Origin of the sequence: Frateuria defendens (assembly GCF_001182895.1) — a bacterium.
GTDB lineage: Bacteria > Pseudomonadota > Gammaproteobacteria > Xanthomonadales > Rhodanobacteraceae > Frateuria_B > Frateuria_B defendens.
The window spans coordinates 1-15,914 of record NZ_LFQR01000061.1; the positions used below are offsets into that span (position 1 = coordinate 1).

Below are 15,914 nucleotides of genomic sequence, written 5' to 3' on the forward strand. Positions count from 1 at the left end.
GCCGCGGCGTTGTCGCCGTCCACCGGCATGGTGTCGGGCGAGAGCGCGTCGAGCAGATCGTCCAGGCTGTGCGCGTCGGAGGTGAGCGGCGCCACCACGAAGGCCTCGCCGGCATAGGCCACCAGCGCGTTGAGGCCGTTGCGGTTGGCCTCGAACAGCGCGCGCGCCTTGTAGCGGGCGCGCTCCAGGCGGCTGGGCGCCTGGTCGCGCGCGAGCATGTGCTGGGACAGCGAAACCGCCACCACCTGCGCGGCGCGGTCCGCGTAGAGCGGCTGCTCGACGCGGCTCCAGGTCGGGCCGGCCAGCGCCAGCGTGGCGAGCGTCCAGCCGAGCCCGAGCAGCAGCGGCGGCGCGCGGCGGCCGCCGGCCGCGCCATGCAGCAGGTGCGGCAGCAGTTCGGCGTCGGCCAGCCGGGCCAGCGCGCGCCGCGTGGCGCCGCCCCGGCGCAGCAGCCAGCCCACCAGCAGCGGCAAGGCGAGCAGCGCCAGCAGCCACCACGGGCGCAGGAAGTGGAAGGCCTGCAGCGCGCTCATGCCGCCGGCTCCGCGCGCAGGCCGCGCCGCGGCCACAGCGCGGGCAGCATCAGCAGGAACGCCGCCAGCAGCGGCCAGCGGAACAGCTCGTGCCGCGGGCGCAGCTGCGGGCCCTGCTGCGGCATCGGTTCCAGCGCGTCGATGGTGCGGTAGGCCGCGGCCAGTTCCTCGGTATCGGTGGCGCGGAAGAAGCGTCCGCCGGTCTGCTGCGCGATCTCGGTCAGCATGTCCTCGTCCAGCTCGGCCGAGGGGTTCACCACGCGGCTGCCGAAGAAATCCGGCACGCGCATGCGGGTGGCGCCGATGCCGATGGTGTAGAGCCGCACGCCCGCCGCCTTCGCCGCCGCAGCGGCATCGCGCGGGGTGATGCTGCCGGCGTTGTTGACGCCGTCGGTAAGCAGCACCAGCACGCGCGCCGGCTCCGGCAGACCGGCCAGGCGCTTGACCGACACCGCGATGGCGTCGCCGATGGCCGTCTCGGTGCCGGCCAGGCCCACGGCGGCGCCCTTGAGCTGCGCGCTCACCGCGTCGAGGTCGTAGGTCAGCGGGGTGACCAGGAAGGCGCGACTGCCGAACAGCACCAGGCCGAGCTCGTCGCCGGCGCGGCGCGCGACGAAGTCGCCGGCGATCGCCTCCACCGCCTCGAAGCGGCTCACCGGCTGGCCGGCGAGCTGCATGTCCTCGGTGCGCATGCTGCCGGAGAGATCCAGCGCCAGCATCATCGCGCGGCCGCTGCGCTGTTCGGCCTGCGGCGGCCCCAGCCACTGCGGCCGCGCCGCCGCGCCGAGCAGGCACAGCCAGGCCAGCGACAACCACAGCCAGCGGCCGCGCGAGGCGCGACGCTCGACCTGCGCCAGTTGCAGGCCGGCATACGGCAGGTACAGCGCCTCGCCGGGCGCCGCGGGCGGCAGCCAGCGCCGCAGCAACCAGGGCAGCGGCAGCAGCACCCACAGCCAGGGCCAGGCGAACTCAGGCATGTGGCCCTCCCGCCATGGCGCGACGCACCGGCTTCAGGCGCAGCGCCGCCGCCAGCCACGCGCGCACCGCCGCCAGCATGGCCGCGCGGTCGAAACGCTGCGGCCGGTACAACGCCTGCTCCAGCAGGGCGAGCTGCTCCAGCGTGGCGGCATCGACCGGCACGCGCGCCAGCGCCTCGCGCCACGCCTCGCCGTGGGCGCGCACGGCCGACGGCGCGTAGCGCAGCACCATCCGGCGCAGCAGCTGGTGCAGCGAGGCGGCGAGCAGGCCGTCGTCGCCCTCGTGGCCGGCCGCGAGCGCATCCAGCTCGGCCAGCACGCGGGTGCGCAGCCGCCGCTGGCCGCGTGCACGCCGCCAGCGCCAAGCACCGACCAGGGCGAGGACGAGCAGCAGGGCCAGCAGCGCCCACCAGCCGGGCGCCGGCGGCCACCACGGTGGCGCCGGCGGCAGGTGGATGTCGCGCAGGAGCGGCCCCTGCGCCGCGGCGTGCGGATCGGCCAGGTTCATCGCAGCCCCCGCGCATCGAGCAGCGCGAGCACGTCATCCAGCGGGTCCGCCGCCGTGTCGAGGCGCCGCCAGCGCAGGCCCAGGCCCTGTGCGAGGTCGGCCAGGCGCTGCTGGCCGGCGCCCAGCGCCTGCCGGAAGCTTTCGCGCTGGCGATCGCCGTACAGCGCGACCTCGCGGCGCTGGCCGGCATGCTCCAGCGCATAACGGCCCGGCGGCGGCGGCGCCAGTTCCAGCGCATCGGCGACCACCAGCACGCCGAGGCGGGCATGGCGGCGCAGGCCGAGCAGGCGCCGGCGCGCCTCCGCATCGCAGCTCTGGCCGTCGCTGATCAGCAGCACCCGGCTGGCGCCGCGCGCCAGGTGGTCGGCGCGGGCCAGCGCCTCGGACAGCGGCTCGACGGCCACCGCGTCCGGCGCGGCCGCATCCCACTCCGCCAGCGCGCCGCAGACGGCGAGCGCGCCGCGCGGCCCCGCCTGCGGGCGCAGCAGCTGCCGCTGCGCGCCGAAAGCCATCGCGCCGATCCGCTCGCCCGCACGCAGCGCATACCAGGCGGCCAGCGCCGCCGCGCGCGCCGCCTGCACCGACTTGAAGCGCACCCGCGTGCCGAAGCGCATGCAGGGGTGCGTATCCACCAGCACCAGCAGCTGCGCCTCGCGCTCTTCCTGGAACAGCTTGGTGTGCAGCCGCCCGCTGCGCGCGGTGAGCCGCCAGTCGAGCCGGCGCACGTCGTCGCCGGGCTGGTAGGCTCGCGATTCGGCGTAATCCATGCCGCGGCCGTATAGACGGCTGGACTGCTGGCCGGCCCGCGCGGCGCGGCTTTCCACGCGCGCCGGCGCGGCCTTGCCGAGCCGCGCGCGCAGCGCGATCAGCTCGGCCAGCGAGACGCCGGTGCGGCCGTCGCCATCGATGCGCTCCTGCCTCACCAGCATCACGGCAGCGGCACGAGGTCCAGCAGGCGGTCGACGACCTGGTCGCTGCGCACGCCCTCGGCTTCCGCCTCGTAGCTCAGCAGCACGCGGTGGCGCAGCACCTCGTGCGCGATCGCGTGCACGTCCTCCGGCAGCGCGTAGTCGCGGCCGGCGAGCCACGCCTGCGCGCGGGCGCAGCGGTCGAGTGCGATGGTGGCGCGGGGGCTCGCGCCCCAGGCGATCCAGCGCTTGAGCTCGGGCCCGTAGCGGCCGGCGTCGCGGCTCGCCAGCACCAGCTGCGCGAGGTATTCCTCCAGCGCCGGCGCCACGTGCACCGCCAGCACCGCGTCGCGCGCGGCGAACACCTCGGCGGGCTTGAGCAGCGTGGGCGGCGGCGCGGAAGGATGCAGCGTGCGGCGCGCCTGCTCGCGGGCCAGGCGCAGGATGGAAAGCTCCGCCTCGGCGTCGGGATAGCCGATGGTCACGTGCATCAGGAAGCGGTCGAGCTGCGCCTCGGGCAGCGCGAAGGTGCCCTCCTGCTCGATCGGGTTCTGCGTCGCCATCACCAGGAACAGTTCGGGCAGCCGCCAGGTGCTGCGGCCCACCGTGATCTGCCGCTCCGCCATCGCCTCCAGCAGCGCCGACTGCACCTTGGCCGGCGCGCGGTTGATCTCGTCCGCCAGCACGATGTTGTGGAACAGCGGCCCGCGCTCGAACTCGAAGCTGCCCGATTGCGGCCGGAACACGTCGGTGCCGGTGAGGTCCGCCGGCAGCAGGTCCGGCGTGAACTGTACGCGATGGAAATCCGCCTCGATGCGCGCGGCCAGTGCCTTCACCGCGGTGGTCTTGGCCAGCCCCGGCGCCCCCTCCACCAGCAGGTGGCCGTCGGCCAGCAGCGCGACCAGCAGGCAGTCGATCAGCCGCGGCTGGCCGATGATCTCGCGCTGCAGTTCCTCACGCAGTTGCAGGAACGCCTGCTGCAGGCGGTTGGGCGAAACGCTGTCGGGCATGTCCATCGGGATTCCGGTACGAAACGTAAGGTCTGACCACGACCCTACCCGGAAGTTTAATCACATGCATCCGCAGCGCCGCCCTTCGCACGGCTCATGAAGACGGAAGGCGGCCGAGGCCGCCTTCCTGAGTGCACGATGGCGAAAGCCGTTATTGCAGCGTCTCGCTCAGGATGCGCGGCGTGACGAAGATCAGGAGCTCGGCCTTGTCGTTCTGGCGCGAGGTCTTGCGGAAGAGCACGCCGATACCGGGGATGTCGCCCAGACCGGGCACCTTGGTGATGGTGTTTTGCTTGGTGACCTCGTAGATGCCGCCGAGCACCACGGTCTGGCCATTGTCCACCAGCACCGAGGTATTGATCGAGCGGGTGTCGATGGTCGGCACCTGACCGCTACCCGGCACGGTGACGTAGCCAGCCAGCGCGTCCTTGGTCACGTTGATCTGCAGGTAGACGCGCCCGTCGGCGGTGATCGTCGGCGTCACCTTGAGCTCCAGCACCGCGTCCTTGAAGGCCACCGTGGCCGTGCCGCTGCCGGCGGAGCCGGTGGCGCTGTTCTGGTAGGTGACGTAGCCGATCTCCTGGCCCTGGCGGATCACCGCCTCCTGCTGGTTGGCCGTGATCACGCGCGGGCTGGACACTACCTCGCTGCGCCCCTCGGTCTGCGCCGCCGACAGCTCCAGGTCGACCAGGTAGTTCTTGCCCAGGATGGCCAGACCCAGCTGACCGGCCGGCGTCGTCGCGGGCAGGTTCACGTTGAAGGCGCCGTCACCGCTGGTCTGGTAGGTGACCGTGCCGGGCCGCGGCAGGGTGCTCGGCGTCTGCCCGTTGGCCACTTGCTGGTTGTAGTTGGCCACGTCGTAGGCGTACTGGCTCTGCACGTTGCTGGTGTTGATGCCCAGGCCCGCTGAGTTGGTCGCGGTGGGGCTGGTGCTGATGACGTTGCCGCCGGGCGTGGTGTGGGTGGCCTGCACGCCCCAGCGCACGCCCAGCTCGCGGGTGAAGTCATCGGTCGCCACCACGATGCGCGATTCGATCAGCACCTGCTGCACCGGCTTGTCGAGCACGGCGATCAGGTCACGCAGCTCCTTGATCTTCTGCGGCGTGTCGTTGATCAGCAGGGTGTTGGTGCGCTCGTCGAAGGACACGCTGCCGCGCTGGGAGAGGAAGCCGCGACTGTTGTTACTGCCACTACCACCGGAGCCGCCGCTGCCCTGCATGCTGCCCTGGGTGAGCAGCTTGGCGATGTCCTGCGCCTTGCCGTAGCTGATCGGCACGTAGTCGGTGACCAGCTCGGCGTTGTCCTCGGCCTTGAGCCGTGCGGTGGCCACGTTCTGCTCGTAGTCGGCCAGCTCCTTCTGCGGCGCGATCCAGATCACATTGCCGTTGCGGCGCTTGTCCAGGCTCTTGGCCCGCAGAACCACGTCGAGGGCCTGGTCCCAGGGCACGTTGACCAGGCGCAGGGTCACGCTGCCACCCACGGTGTCCGAGGCCACCAGGTTGAGCCCGGAGATGTCGGCCAGGAGCTGCAGCGCGGAGCGCACCGGGATGTCCTGGAAGTTGAAGGTGACGCGGTTACCCGAGTAGACCGGCTCCTGCCCGCGGGTCAGGCGCGGGTCGGTGAGCGCGGCCTTCTTGGGCGCCACCTCGACCACGTACTGGTCGGCGGTCTGGTAGGCGGAGGTCTCGACGTTGCCCTTGATCGCGATGTCCAGCGTCGCGCCGCTGCCGGTGGCGCGCGTGCTGATGGACTGCACCGGCGTGGCGAAGTCGAGCACGTCGAGGCGCTGCGCGAGGTTGGCCGGCAGGTTCACGTGGCTCAGGTTGACCAGCAGGTGATCGCTCTTGCGCTGCATGTCGGCGTTGGCGCCGGCGCCGTTGAAGCTCACCAGCACGCGACCCTCGCCGTTCGGGCCGCGGCGGAAGTCGATGTTGGAGACGGCCGGGCCGCTGATGGCCGTGGGCAGCGCCTTGGAGGGGTCGGTGTTCGACACCGTGGGCGCGGACTGCGACTCGGCACCGTTGCCCACTGTCAGCACCAGGCTGTTGCCGTCCACCCGGGTGCGGTAGGGCGACTCGCGCAGCAGCTCCACCACCACCCGCGTGCGCCCGCCCGCCGACACCGCCGAGACGCCGGCGGTGGAGCCGCTGCCGATGTCGATGTGGCGCGCCGCGGCGTTGTCGGTGTCGGGCAGGTCGACGGCGATGCGCGGCGGATTGCCGGTGGTGAAGATCTTCGGTTGCGGCACCGGTCCCTTGTCGAAGTTCAGGCGCAACTCGACGCGACCACCGGGCAGCTTGTCGTAGCCGATGTTCTTGAGCGTGGTGGCCGCCAGGGCGTCGCCCGCCCAGACCAGGCCGAAGATCAGCAGCCCGGCCGTCAGGCAGCGGCTCGCGCGACGCACATGGCCACGGACGGATTTCATTTGGTTGCTCATTGCGTCAGCCCCTGAATTCATTTCTCGCCGAGCGCGATGCTGGCGGAACGCTCCATCCAGCCACCGTTGCCGTTGGAAACCAGCTCGACCAGGTCGATGTGGTCATCGGCGATGGCGACGACGCGACCGTAGTTCTGCCCCATGTATTCGTTGCGATGAACGCGGTGGATCACGCTGCCGGGATCCTTGACCAGCACTTCCATGCCGCCGCCGGCACCCACGGTGCCCACCATCTTCAGGCTGTCCAGCGCGAACATCTCCAGCGGCTGCTTGGGACGGTTCTCGTCCGGGCGCGGGCCGCTGGCGTTGCTGGGCTGCAGCTCGGCCGTGCTGGGGCTGAACGGGTCGCGCTGTTCCTGATCCTTGTACTCGAACGTCTCGAAGGTCTTGATCACCGGCAGCGGGGGGATCGGCGCGCCCTTCTTGGCGTGCTCCTGGGCGACCCAGTCGCGCAAGTCGGAGGTGCCGCGGGTGCAGCCGCCCAGCAGAACGAGCGCCCCCAGCAGCAACAGCGCACGGCCGCGGCGGGCGGAGGTGGCAGCAAACTGGCTCATTTCGCCCTCCCCTTGGCGGCCGGCTTGCCGCCGGCGCCCGGCCCCTTGGCGTCCGCGCTTTCGTCGTCTTCCAGGTAGCGGTAGGTCTTCACCGTGCCCTGCAGCACCAGCTGCCCGTTGCCGACCGGCGCGCCCTTGGCGGCGTTGCCGGCGGCGAGCGGCGTCAGCGAGACGTCGTGCAGGGTGAGGATCACCACCCGCGGCAGCGACGCCACGCCGCTGATGAAGGTGCCGAACTGGTGGTAGGTGCCGACCATGCGCAGCTGGATCGGCCTCTCGGCGTAGAAGTCCTTGGCCGTCTCCGCGCCGGGCTGGAACAGCTCGGTCTCCAGGCCCGCCGACAGCGCCGTCTGCGAGATGTCCACCAACAGCTCCGGCATCTCGGTCTTGCTGGGCAGCTGGCGCAGCAGCTGGCGCAGCATGTCCTGCATCTCGTCGAGCTGCTGCTGCAAGGCGTTGAGATTGACCGCCTTGGCCTGCTTCTGGGAGAACTCCTGCTTGAGCTGGTCCTCCTTCCTGGCCAGGGTCTCCAGTTCGTCCTGCTGGTCGCTGACGTAGAGGTACCAGCCGAAGAACGCGATCACCACGAACACCAGCGCGGTGAAGAAGACCTTCACCGACTTCGGCCAGCCGCCGATATTGTTGCGGTCGAGGTTGCGCAGGTCGTCGAGGAACTTCATGGCTTGGCTCCCCCGGTCGGTGCCGCGGGCGTGGCGGGCGCGGCCTTGCCTGGCGCCGCCTGCATCGCGGCGGACGGCGCCGGCGCGGCGTGCTCGTCGGACTTGGGCCGGCTGAGCGCCACGTCCAGCCCGAAGGCGTAGGGCATGCGGCCGTCGCGGTGGGTGTTTTCGGTCTTGCGCAGGTCGGCGTGACCCATCCAGGGCGAGGCCTCGATGTTGCGCATGTACTCGGCCACGCTGGCGTTGGACTGCGCCACGCCGTCCAGCGACAGCGAATCGCCGTTCTGCTTGAGGCCGCCCAGGCGCGCGCTGGCGGGGATCGTCCTCACCAGCTCGTCGAACAGGTGGACCATCTGCGAGCGGTTGGCCTGCAGCTGCTCGATGATGTCCTTGCGGGCGAGCAGGCGCTGGCGCACCCGGTCGAGATCCTTGATCTTGTTGATCTTCTCGTCGAGCTGCTTGATCTCGCCCTGCAGGTAGGCGTTGCGCTCGTTCTGGTTGTCGATGCGCGCGTTCATCCAGAACACCCACAGCAGCAGGAACACCACCGCCGCCGCGAAGGCGGCGCCGAGCTGCATGAAGAATTCGCGCTCGCGCTGCTTGCGCCGCTCGGCGCGCCAGGGAAGCAGGTTGATGTGTGCCATCAGTCGAAGCTCCTCAGCGCAAGCCCGACCGCGATCATCAGCGCCGGCGCGTCCTGGGCGAGCGACTGCGCCTGCACCTTGGGCGACAGCGCCATGCGCGCGAGCGGGTTGGCCACCAGGCAGGAGATGCCCAGCTGCTCCTCCAGCATCGGCGCCAGCCCCTCGATCGAGGCGCAGCCGCCGGCCAGCACCACCTGGTCGACCTTGCTGTATTCGCTGCCGGCGAAGAAGAACTGCAGCAGGCGGCTGATCTGCTGCACCAGCGATTCCTTGAACGGCTCCAGCACCTCGGCCTCGTAGGACTCCGGCAGGCCGCCCTTGCGCTTGGCGCGGCCGGCCTCCTCGTAGGAGAGGCCGTAGCGGCGCATGATCTCGTCGGTGAGCTGCTTGCCGCCGAACACCTGCTCGCGCGAGTAGATGGTGCGCTGGCTGCGCAGCACCGACAGCGTGGTCATGGTGGCGCCGATGTCGAACACCGCCACCAGCGCGTCACGGCCCACGCTCAGCTGGTCGGCGAGCAGGCCGAAGGCGTTCTCCAGCGCGAAGGCCTCCACGTCCACCACCTTGGCGGCGAGGCCACCCAGGTCGAGCGCGGCCACCCGCATGTCCACGTTCTCGGTGCGCGAGGCGGCCAGCAGCACGTTGTTCATGTCGGGGTTGTCGCGCACCGGGCCGAGCACCTCGAAGTCGAGGCTGACCTCCTCGATCGGGTACGGGATGTACTGGTTGGCCTCGACCTGGATCTGGCCTTCGAGGTCATCCTCGGAGAGATCCGCCGACATCGGCACGATGCGGGTGATCACCGCCGAGCCGGCTACCGCCGCCGCGGCGTGCTTGAGCTTGGAGCCCGAGCGCGCCAGCGCGCGCCGGACCGCCTCGCCGACCGCCTCGACCTCGACGATGTTCTTCTCGACCACGGCGTTGGGGGGCAGCGGCTCGACGGCGTAGTGTTCCACGCGGTAGCGGCCACCGGCCTGGCTGAGCTGCAGCAGCTTGACGGCCGTCGAACTGATATCGACGCCGACCAGCGACGGCTTCTTGGGTGTGAAAAGCCCCACGATTTTCCCCCTTGCCCCTGTCGCCCGGAGCTGGTCCAGACCGATGCGCGGAGGCATTAGATCCAAAATTTAACGTAATAGCAACGGCCTACGCGGACTTGCTCGAGTGTTTCGCGTGATCCCCTGCACATTGCGGACCGGCATAGTGGCGGCTTTTTGCTCTGCTCGAGGCCGGCTCATGGCGCCCATGGTGCAACATCTATACTCTGGCGTGCTTTGACTTAAGTCTCGCTACCTTCATCGACATGCCAATTCTGAAGCGTCTGCTGCGCTGGGTACTGGTCCTGGCTTTCACCGGTTTGTTGCTCGCGGTGCTGGCCGTCGGCGTGGCCTACTGGCTGGTTGCGCCCCGCCTGCCGTCGGTGGCGGTGCTCAAGGACTACCACATGCAGGTGCCGCTCAAGGTGCTGAGCGCCGACGGCAAGCTGATCGCCAGCTTCGGCGAGACCCGGCGCATCCCGGTGGGCATTGCCCAGGTGCCCGACCGGCTCAAGCACGCGGTGCTGTCGGCGGAGGACGCGGACTTCTACCACCACCCCGGCGTGGACTGGCACGGCATCGCCCGCGCCGGCTGGCACGTGCTGATCTCCGGCGGCGACAAGGGGCCGGGCGGCTCCACCATCACCCAGCAGGTGGCGCGCAACGTCTTCCTGAGCCCCGAGAAGCTCTACTCGCGCAAGCTGATCGAGATCTTCATCGCCCTGCGCATGGAGAACGAGCTGAGCAAGGACCAGATCCTCGAGCTCTACCTCAACAAGATGTTCCTGGGCCACCGCGCCTACGGCGTGGCGGCGGCGGCGTCCTACTACTACGGCAAGACGCTGGACCAGCTGAGCGTGGCCGAGTCGGCCATGCTCGCCTCCACCTTCCAGCTGCCCTCGGTGGTCAACCCGCTCAACAACCCCAAGCGCGCGCTGGCGCGGCGCAACTGGGTGCTGGGCCAGATGCTGGGCAACCGCTACATCAGCCGCGACGAATACGACCAGGCGATCGCCGAGCCGAACAACGCCTACCCGCACGAGCCGCCGATCGAGCTGGACGCGCCCTACATCGCCGAGATGGTGCGCCTGCAGGCGCTGGACCGGCTCGGCAACGACGCGCTCACCGAAGGCTACGTGGTCAAGACCACCTTGCAGAGCGGCCGCCAGCAGGCCGCGGTGGAGGCCCTGCGCAAGGGCCTGGTGGAATACGACCACCGGCACGGCTGGCGCGGCCCCGAGGCGCACCAGGAGCTGGCCGCCGACGCCGGCCCCGAGGACTACAACCGCCTGCTCTCCAGCTACACCGACATCGCCGGCATGCAGCCCGCGCTGGTCACCGCCAGCGCCGCCGGCCAGGCCACGCTGTACCTGGCGGCCCGCGAGACCGTCACGCTCGACCACGCGGCCGTCGCCTGGGCCCGCCCGCACCTCGGCGACAGCCGCGTGGGCGCGGCGCCGAAGGCGGTCGATGCCGTGCTCAAGCGCGGCGACATCGTGCGCGTGGCGCGCAACGACAAGGGCGAATGGGCGCTGGCCCAGCTGCCGGCGGCCCAGTCCGCGCTGGTTTCGATCACCCCCGAGGACGGCGCCATCCAGGCCCTGGTCGGCGGCTTCAACTTCCAGCGCAGCAAGTTCAACCGCGCGGTGATGGCGGCGCGCCAGCCGGGTTCGAGCTTCAAGCCCTACATCTACTCCGCGGCGTTCGAGCGCGGCTTCACCCCGGCCTCGATCGTCAACGACGCGCCGCTGGCCCTGCCCGACCCGTCCAAGCCCGACGGCCTGTGGACGCCGTCCAACGACGACGACAAGTTCGACGGCCCGATCCGCCTGCGCGAGGCGCTGGTGCAGTCGAAGAACCTGGTCTCGGTGCGCCTGCTCGACGCCATCGGCGTGCGCTTCACCCGCGACTACCTCACCCGCTTCGGCTTCTCGCCCGACGCCCTGCCCGGCAACCTCTCGCTGGCCCTGGGCACCGCCTCGGTGTCGCCGCTCACCATGGCGCGCGGCTACGCCGTGTTCGCCAACGGCGGCTACCTGGTCACGCCCTACTTCATCACCGAGATCGACGACCGCAGCGGCAAGCCCGTCTACACCGCCAACCCGGCCCGCGCCTGCCGTACCTGCCAGGAACGCCTGCTCGACAACAGCCCGCCCGGCCCGCCGCCGGCCGACGCGCCCAAGCCGCCGGGCGCCACCGTGGCCGCCGCCAGCAGCGCGCCCGCGCCGGGCAGCAGCACGGCGAAGATCGGCGACGCCGTGCTGCCGGCCGACGCGCACGGCGAAGGCGCGCATCCGCCGGTGCTGGCGCCGCGCGTGATCGACGTGCGCAACGACTACCTGGTCACCTCGCTGATGAAGGACGTGATCCTGCGCGGCACCGGCTCCGCCGCGCGCGCGCTGGGCCGCGACGACCTGGCCGGCAAGACCGGCTCCACCAACGACCATCGCGACGCCTGGTTCGTCGGCTTCAACGGCGACCTCTCCACCGCGGTGTGGGTGGGCTTCGACGACTTCGGCTCGCTGGGCCGCGGCGAATTCGGCGCCAAGGCCGCCCTGCCGATCTGGATGGACTACATCACCCAGGCGCTCAAGGGCCAGCCCTCCAGCACGCTGCCTATGCCGCCGGGCATCAGCACGGTGCAGATCGACCGCGCCAGCGGCCTGCCCGCCTCCGCCGGCGACCCGAACGTCATCAACGAACTGTTCAAGGTCGAGGACGTGGACCGCCTGCGCACGCAGGCGACCCAGCAGCAGCAGGAAGATCCGCAGCAGCACGCCTACGACATCTTCTGATCCGGGCCATCGCGGCACGCCTGCGCGGCGCGGACGCAAGACATTGCGCCGCAGCGCGGGCTTGCCGTTCGCCGCCGGCGATGGTGTAGCCTAGGGATCAGGCAGGCCACGCAGGAGTCAGCTTATGGCGCGCGGCGAGCATCACCGCATCCATGCCCAGGACCGCATGCAGCGCAATCGCATGCGGGTCGCCCAGGAGGCGGCCCGACTGATGAGCGAGCACGGCATCCGCGACTTCCACCACGCCAAGATCAAGGCGTCCGAACGGCTCGGCATCCACGACGCGCAGGCCCTGCCGCGCAACCACGAGATCGAGCAGGCGCTGCGCGAGCACCAGCGCATCTTCCACGGCGAACGCCAGCCGCAGCTCTTGCAGGAGCGCCGCGAGGCGGCGGTGGAGGCGATGCGCTTCCTGCACCGCTTCGAGCCGCGCCTGGTCGGCGCCGTGCTCGAGGGCACCGCCGACGCGCACTCGGCCGTGTGCCTGCACGTGTTCAGCGACGATCCCGACGCGGTGACGCTGTTCCTCGGCGAGCACGGCGTGCCGGTGGAGACGCAGACGCGGCGGCTGCGCGTCAGCCGCGACGAGCAGGTCGAGTACCCGGTGCTGCTGTTCGCCGCCGACAACCTGCCCTTCGACCTCACCGTACTGCCCCGCGACGCGCTGCGCCAGGCACCACTCGACCGCATCGCCGAGCGGCCAATGCGCCGCGCCGCCCTGCCGGCGGTGGAGGAACTGCTGGCCGAGGGCGAGGAAAGCGACGACTTCGAGCGCATGCTCGCCACGGCCCTGCGCTGACGCGCCGCCAAAACGAAACGCCCGGCGCATGGCCGGGCGTTTCGTTGCGCGAGGCGGGCCGGATCAGCGCTTGCCGGCCGGCACGTAGTCCCGCACGGGCGAACCCACGTAGAGCTGGCGCGGACGACCGATGCGCGAGCCGGGCGTTTCGTGCTGCTCGATCCAGTGCGCGATCCAGCCGGCGGTGCGCGCGATGGCGAACATCACGGTGAACATCTCGGTGGGGATGCCCAGCGCCTTGTAGATGATGCCCGAGTAGAAGTCCACGTTCGGGTACAGCTTGCGCTCGACGAAGTACTCGTCCTTCAGCGCCGCCTCTTCCAGCTTCACCGCCACGTCGAGCAGCGGGTCGTTGACGCCGAGCTCGTTGAGCACCTTGTGCGTCATCTCGCGGATGATCTTCGCGCGCGGGTCGAAGTTCTTGTACACGCGGTGGCCGAAGCCCATCAGGCGGAAGCTGTCGTTCTTGTCCTTGGCGCGCCTGACCGCGCTCTCCACCTTGTCCGGCGTGCCGATCTCCTCGAGCATCTTCAGCACCGCCTCGTTGGCGCCGCCGTGTGCGGGCCCCCACAGCGCGGTGATGCCGGCGGCGATCGAGGCGTAGGGGTTGGCGCCGGTCGAGCCGACCAGCCGCACGGTGGAGGTGGAGGCGTTCTGCTCGTGGTCGGCGTGCAGGATGAACAGCAGGTCCAGCGCCTTGGCCGCCACGGGGCTCAGTTCCAGCGGCTCGCTCGGCACCTCGAACATCATGTGCAGGAAGCGGTTGACGTAGTCGAGGTTGTTGCGCGGATAGCGGAACGGCCAGCCGATCGAATAGCGGTAGCAGGCGGCGGCGATGGTCGGCATCTTGGCGATCAGGCGCACCGCGGCCATCTTGCGGTCGACCGGGTTATCCACGTCGATGTCGTCGTGGTAGAAGGCCGACAGCGAGGCCACCGAGGCGGCCAGCATGGCCATCGGGTGGGCGTCGTGGTGGAAGCCTTTGAAGAAGTCCTTCTGCGCCTCGTGCATCATCGTGTGATGCGCGATCTGGTGGTCGAAGTCCGCCAGTTCCTTCGGCGAGGGCAGCTCGCCGTTGAGCAACAGGTAGGCCACCTCGAGGAAGCTGGACTGCTCCGCCAGCTGCTCGATCGGATAGCCGCGGTAGAGCAGCACGCCCTGGTCGCCGTCGATGTAGGTGATCGCGCTCTTGGTGCTCGCGGTGCTGCCGTAGCCGGGGTCGAAGGTGAAGTGGCCGGTGTCCTTGTACAACGTGGCGATGTCGATGCACGCCGGCCCCAGCGTGGGCTCGAGCAGCGGCAGTTCGCTGCTGCGTTGGTTCGACTCATCGACCAGCTTGACGATCTTCGGCTCGGACACGGAAAACCTCCTAACGTAAGTCACCACCGGTGGTGACATCGGTATGGCACGCCGGCGGGGGAAAGGGCATCGCCCGTGGGGAAAGCGGGCGAGACAACTGCGACATTATCGCACACCCCCTGTCGCACATGCGCTAGCGGATGGTCGAAACGGAGCCGGAAACGGGCGCAAAAAAACGCGGGACAGGCCAGGGCCCGTCCCGCGTTTTCGAGATCATCCCATCACCCGGAGGCGACGGCGCAGATCACTTCTGCGCGTAGCGCCGGCGGAACTTGTCCACGCGACCGCCGGTGTCGATGGTCTTCTGCTTGCCGGTGTAGAACGGATGGGAATGGCTGGAGATATCCACCTTGACCAGTGGGTACTCGTTGCCGTCCTCCCACTTGACGGTTTCCTTGGAGGAGATCGTCGAACGCGTCAGGAACGCGAACTCCGACGACAGGTCCTGGAACACCACCTGGCGATAGTTCGGATGGATATCGGGCTTCATGACGGACTCAAAGCGGTAGGCGAAAGAGCGGCAGTATAGGCGACCCGGCAAGACACGGTCAACCAGTCGCCACCCTCGCAACGGACAACAGGCGGCTGGCCTTAGCGATGCAGGGACGCGCGTGCGCGCGACAAGCCCACGCAGCGGTGACGCCGTAACGCTGCGGGCGCGCTCCTGCACGAGTGACTCACCCGGCGCCCAGCGCGCGCCGCACCATCGCCGCGAAGCGCGGCTGGTCCAGTTCCAGCACCACGTTCGCGTTGGCCGGCTGGCCCAATCGGCCGGCCCAGTCCACCACGGTGGCGCCGCGGGTCAGGCGGCCGTCCAGCTCCACCGCCGCGTGCCGGCGCTCGCTGCGCAGGACCACGGCGGGGTCGATCGCCACCGCCATCGCCAGCGCGTCGGCGGCGATGATGCCGCGGCGGTCGCTGCGGCGGTTGTAGTCGCGCGCCACCCGGCCGACCTGCCCGTAGAACTGCGCGCGCCGGTCGCCGGTCGCGAGCCAGGCGTCGAACTCGTCCTCGTCGAAGGCATGGCGCAGGGTCAGTTCCCAATCGACCAGGTCGAAATCCGGGAAGGCCTCGAACACCACGTGCGCCGCCTCGGGGTCGAAGCCCACGTTGAACTCGGCCGGCACCTTGCCGGTGTTGCCGTGGCCGGTCACCGCCCCGCCCATCACCACCAGCCGCTTGACCCGCTGCGGCAGGGTCGGGTCCAAGCGCAGCGCCAGCGCCACGTTGGTGAGCGGCGCCAGCGCCACCAGGGTCAGCTCGCCGGGGCGTTCGCGGGTCAGGCGCAGCAGCGCGAGCGCGGCGTGCTCCGCCGCCGCCGCGGTGCGCGGCTCGTCGAAGCCGACGTCGCCCAGGCCGTCGTGGCCGTGCACGAAGGCGGCATCTTCTTCCGGCAGGCGCACCAGCGGAGTCGGGCAGCCGGCGAACACCGGCGTCGCCGCCCCGGCCAGGTCGACCAGGGTGCGTGCGTTGCGCACGGTGTGCTCGAGCCCGACGTTGCCGGCGGCGATGCTCAGGCCCGCCACGTCGGCATGCGCATAGGCCATCAGGATCGCCAGCGCGTCGTCCACGCCGGGGTCGGTGTCGATCAGGAGTTGCGGACGGATCATCGGGACGCTCGCTGGAGAATGGCCTAGCGTATAGCGGAAGCGAGAGTTTGGGATGCACCCGAG

15 protein-coding genes are annotated in these 15,914 nt (G+C 70.3%); 2 read left to right on the forward strand and 13 right to left on the reverse strand.

Annotation, left to right across the window (positions count from 1 at the left end; translation table 11 throughout):
- The 10 genes from ACH65_RS10080 to ACH65_RS10125 all read right to left on the reverse strand — a co-directional run.
- Positions 1 to 533, reverse strand: a 533-nt coding sequence (locus ACH65_RS10080) for a VWA domain-containing protein (protein ID WP_153242552.1), incomplete at its 3' end; no start/stop codon positions are given.
- Positions 530 to 1,510: a VWA domain-containing protein gene (locus ACH65_RS10085; protein ID WP_049622464.1), complete on the reverse strand. Its 981-nt coding sequence runs from the start codon at positions 1,508 to 1,510 to the stop codon at positions 530 to 532. The genes ACH65_RS10085 and ACH65_RS10080, both read right to left, overlap by 4 nt.
- A complete protein-coding gene (locus ACH65_RS10090; RefSeq protein ID WP_049622465.1) occupies positions 1,503 to 2,018 on the reverse strand; it encodes a DUF4381 family protein in 516 nt (171 codons plus the stop codon). Before ACH65_RS10090 ends, ACH65_RS10085 begins: the two co-directional genes overlap by 8 nt.
- The gene (locus ACH65_RS10095; protein WP_049622466.1) at positions 2,015 to 2,947 is read right to left on the reverse strand and encodes a DUF58 domain-containing protein; all 933 of its coding nucleotides are present in this window, start codon (positions 2,945 to 2,947) and stop codon (positions 2,015 to 2,017) included. Before ACH65_RS10095 ends, ACH65_RS10090 begins: the two co-directional genes overlap by 4 nt.
- On the reverse strand, positions 2,947 to 3,942 hold the full coding sequence (locus ACH65_RS10100) for an AAA family ATPase (RefSeq protein WP_049622467.1): 996 nt from the start codon (positions 3,940 to 3,942) through the stop codon (positions 2,947 to 2,949). The genes ACH65_RS10095 and ACH65_RS10100 overlap by 1 nt, the downstream gene beginning before the upstream one ends.
- Positions 3,943 to 4,087: 145 nt before the next feature.
- Positions 4,088 to 6,361 (reverse strand): type IV pilus secretin PilQ, encoded by a 2,274-nt coding sequence (locus ACH65_RS10105; RefSeq protein ID WP_053096228.1) that lies wholly within the window; start codon positions 6,359 to 6,361, stop codon positions 4,088 to 4,090.
- A 29-nt stretch (positions 6,362 to 6,390) separates the two neighbouring features.
- Entirely contained in the window at positions 6,391 to 6,927 is a 537-nt protein-coding gene (locus tag ACH65_RS10110) for a pilus assembly protein PilP (protein ID WP_049622469.1), read from the reverse strand.
- Complete coding sequence (locus ACH65_RS10115) at positions 6,924 to 7,607, reverse strand: type IV pilus inner membrane component PilO (RefSeq protein WP_049622470.1); 684 nt, start codon at positions 7,605 to 7,607, stop codon at positions 6,924 to 6,926. The genes ACH65_RS10110 and ACH65_RS10115 overlap by 4 nt, the downstream gene beginning before the upstream one ends.
- On the reverse strand, positions 7,604 to 8,251 hold the full coding sequence (locus ACH65_RS10120) for a PilN domain-containing protein (RefSeq protein WP_049622471.1): 648 nt from the start codon (positions 8,249 to 8,251) through the stop codon (positions 7,604 to 7,606). Before ACH65_RS10120 ends, ACH65_RS10115 begins: the two co-directional genes overlap by 4 nt.
- The gene (locus ACH65_RS10125; RefSeq protein ID WP_049622472.1) at positions 8,251 to 9,309 is read right to left on the reverse strand and encodes a pilus assembly protein PilM; all 1,059 of its coding nucleotides are present in this window, start codon (positions 9,307 to 9,309) and stop codon (positions 8,251 to 8,253) included. The genes ACH65_RS10120 and ACH65_RS10125 overlap by 1 nt, the downstream gene beginning before the upstream one ends.
- 245 nt (positions 9,310 to 9,554) lie before the next feature.
- On the opposite strand from ACH65_RS10125, the gene ACH65_RS10130 reads away from it, so the two are divergent.
- Positions 9,555 to 12,083: a penicillin-binding protein 1A gene (locus tag ACH65_RS10130; RefSeq protein WP_049622473.1), complete on the forward strand. Its 2,529-nt coding sequence runs from the start codon at positions 9,555 to 9,557 to the stop codon at positions 12,081 to 12,083.
- Positions 12,084 to 12,207: 124 nt separating this feature from the next.
- A complete protein-coding gene (locus ACH65_RS10135; RefSeq protein WP_049622474.1) occupies positions 12,208 to 12,882 on the forward strand; it encodes a hypothetical protein in 675 nt (224 codons plus the stop codon).
- A 63-nt stretch (positions 12,883 to 12,945) separates the two neighbouring features.
- On the opposite strand, the gene ACH65_RS10140 is transcribed toward ACH65_RS10135, so the two are convergent.
- The 3 genes from ACH65_RS10140 to ACH65_RS10150 form a co-directional block, all read right to left on the reverse strand.
- Positions 12,946 to 14,241 carry a citrate synthase gene (locus ACH65_RS10140; RefSeq protein ID WP_049622475.1) on the reverse strand — a complete coding sequence of 432 codons (1,296 nt, stop codon included), beginning with the start codon at positions 14,239 to 14,241 and terminating at the stop codon, positions 12,946 to 12,948.
- Between the two features lie 244 nt (positions 14,242 to 14,485).
- On the reverse strand, positions 14,486 to 14,731 hold the full coding sequence (locus tag ACH65_RS10145) for a type B 50S ribosomal protein L31 (protein WP_049622476.1): 246 nt from the start codon (positions 14,729 to 14,731) through the stop codon (positions 14,486 to 14,488).
- A 187-nt stretch (positions 14,732 to 14,918) separates the two neighbouring features.
- A complete protein-coding gene (locus ACH65_RS10150; protein ID WP_049622477.1) occupies positions 14,919 to 15,851 on the reverse strand; it encodes a nucleoside hydrolase in 933 nt (310 codons plus the stop codon).
- Positions 15,852 to 15,914: the final 63 nt, after the last annotated feature.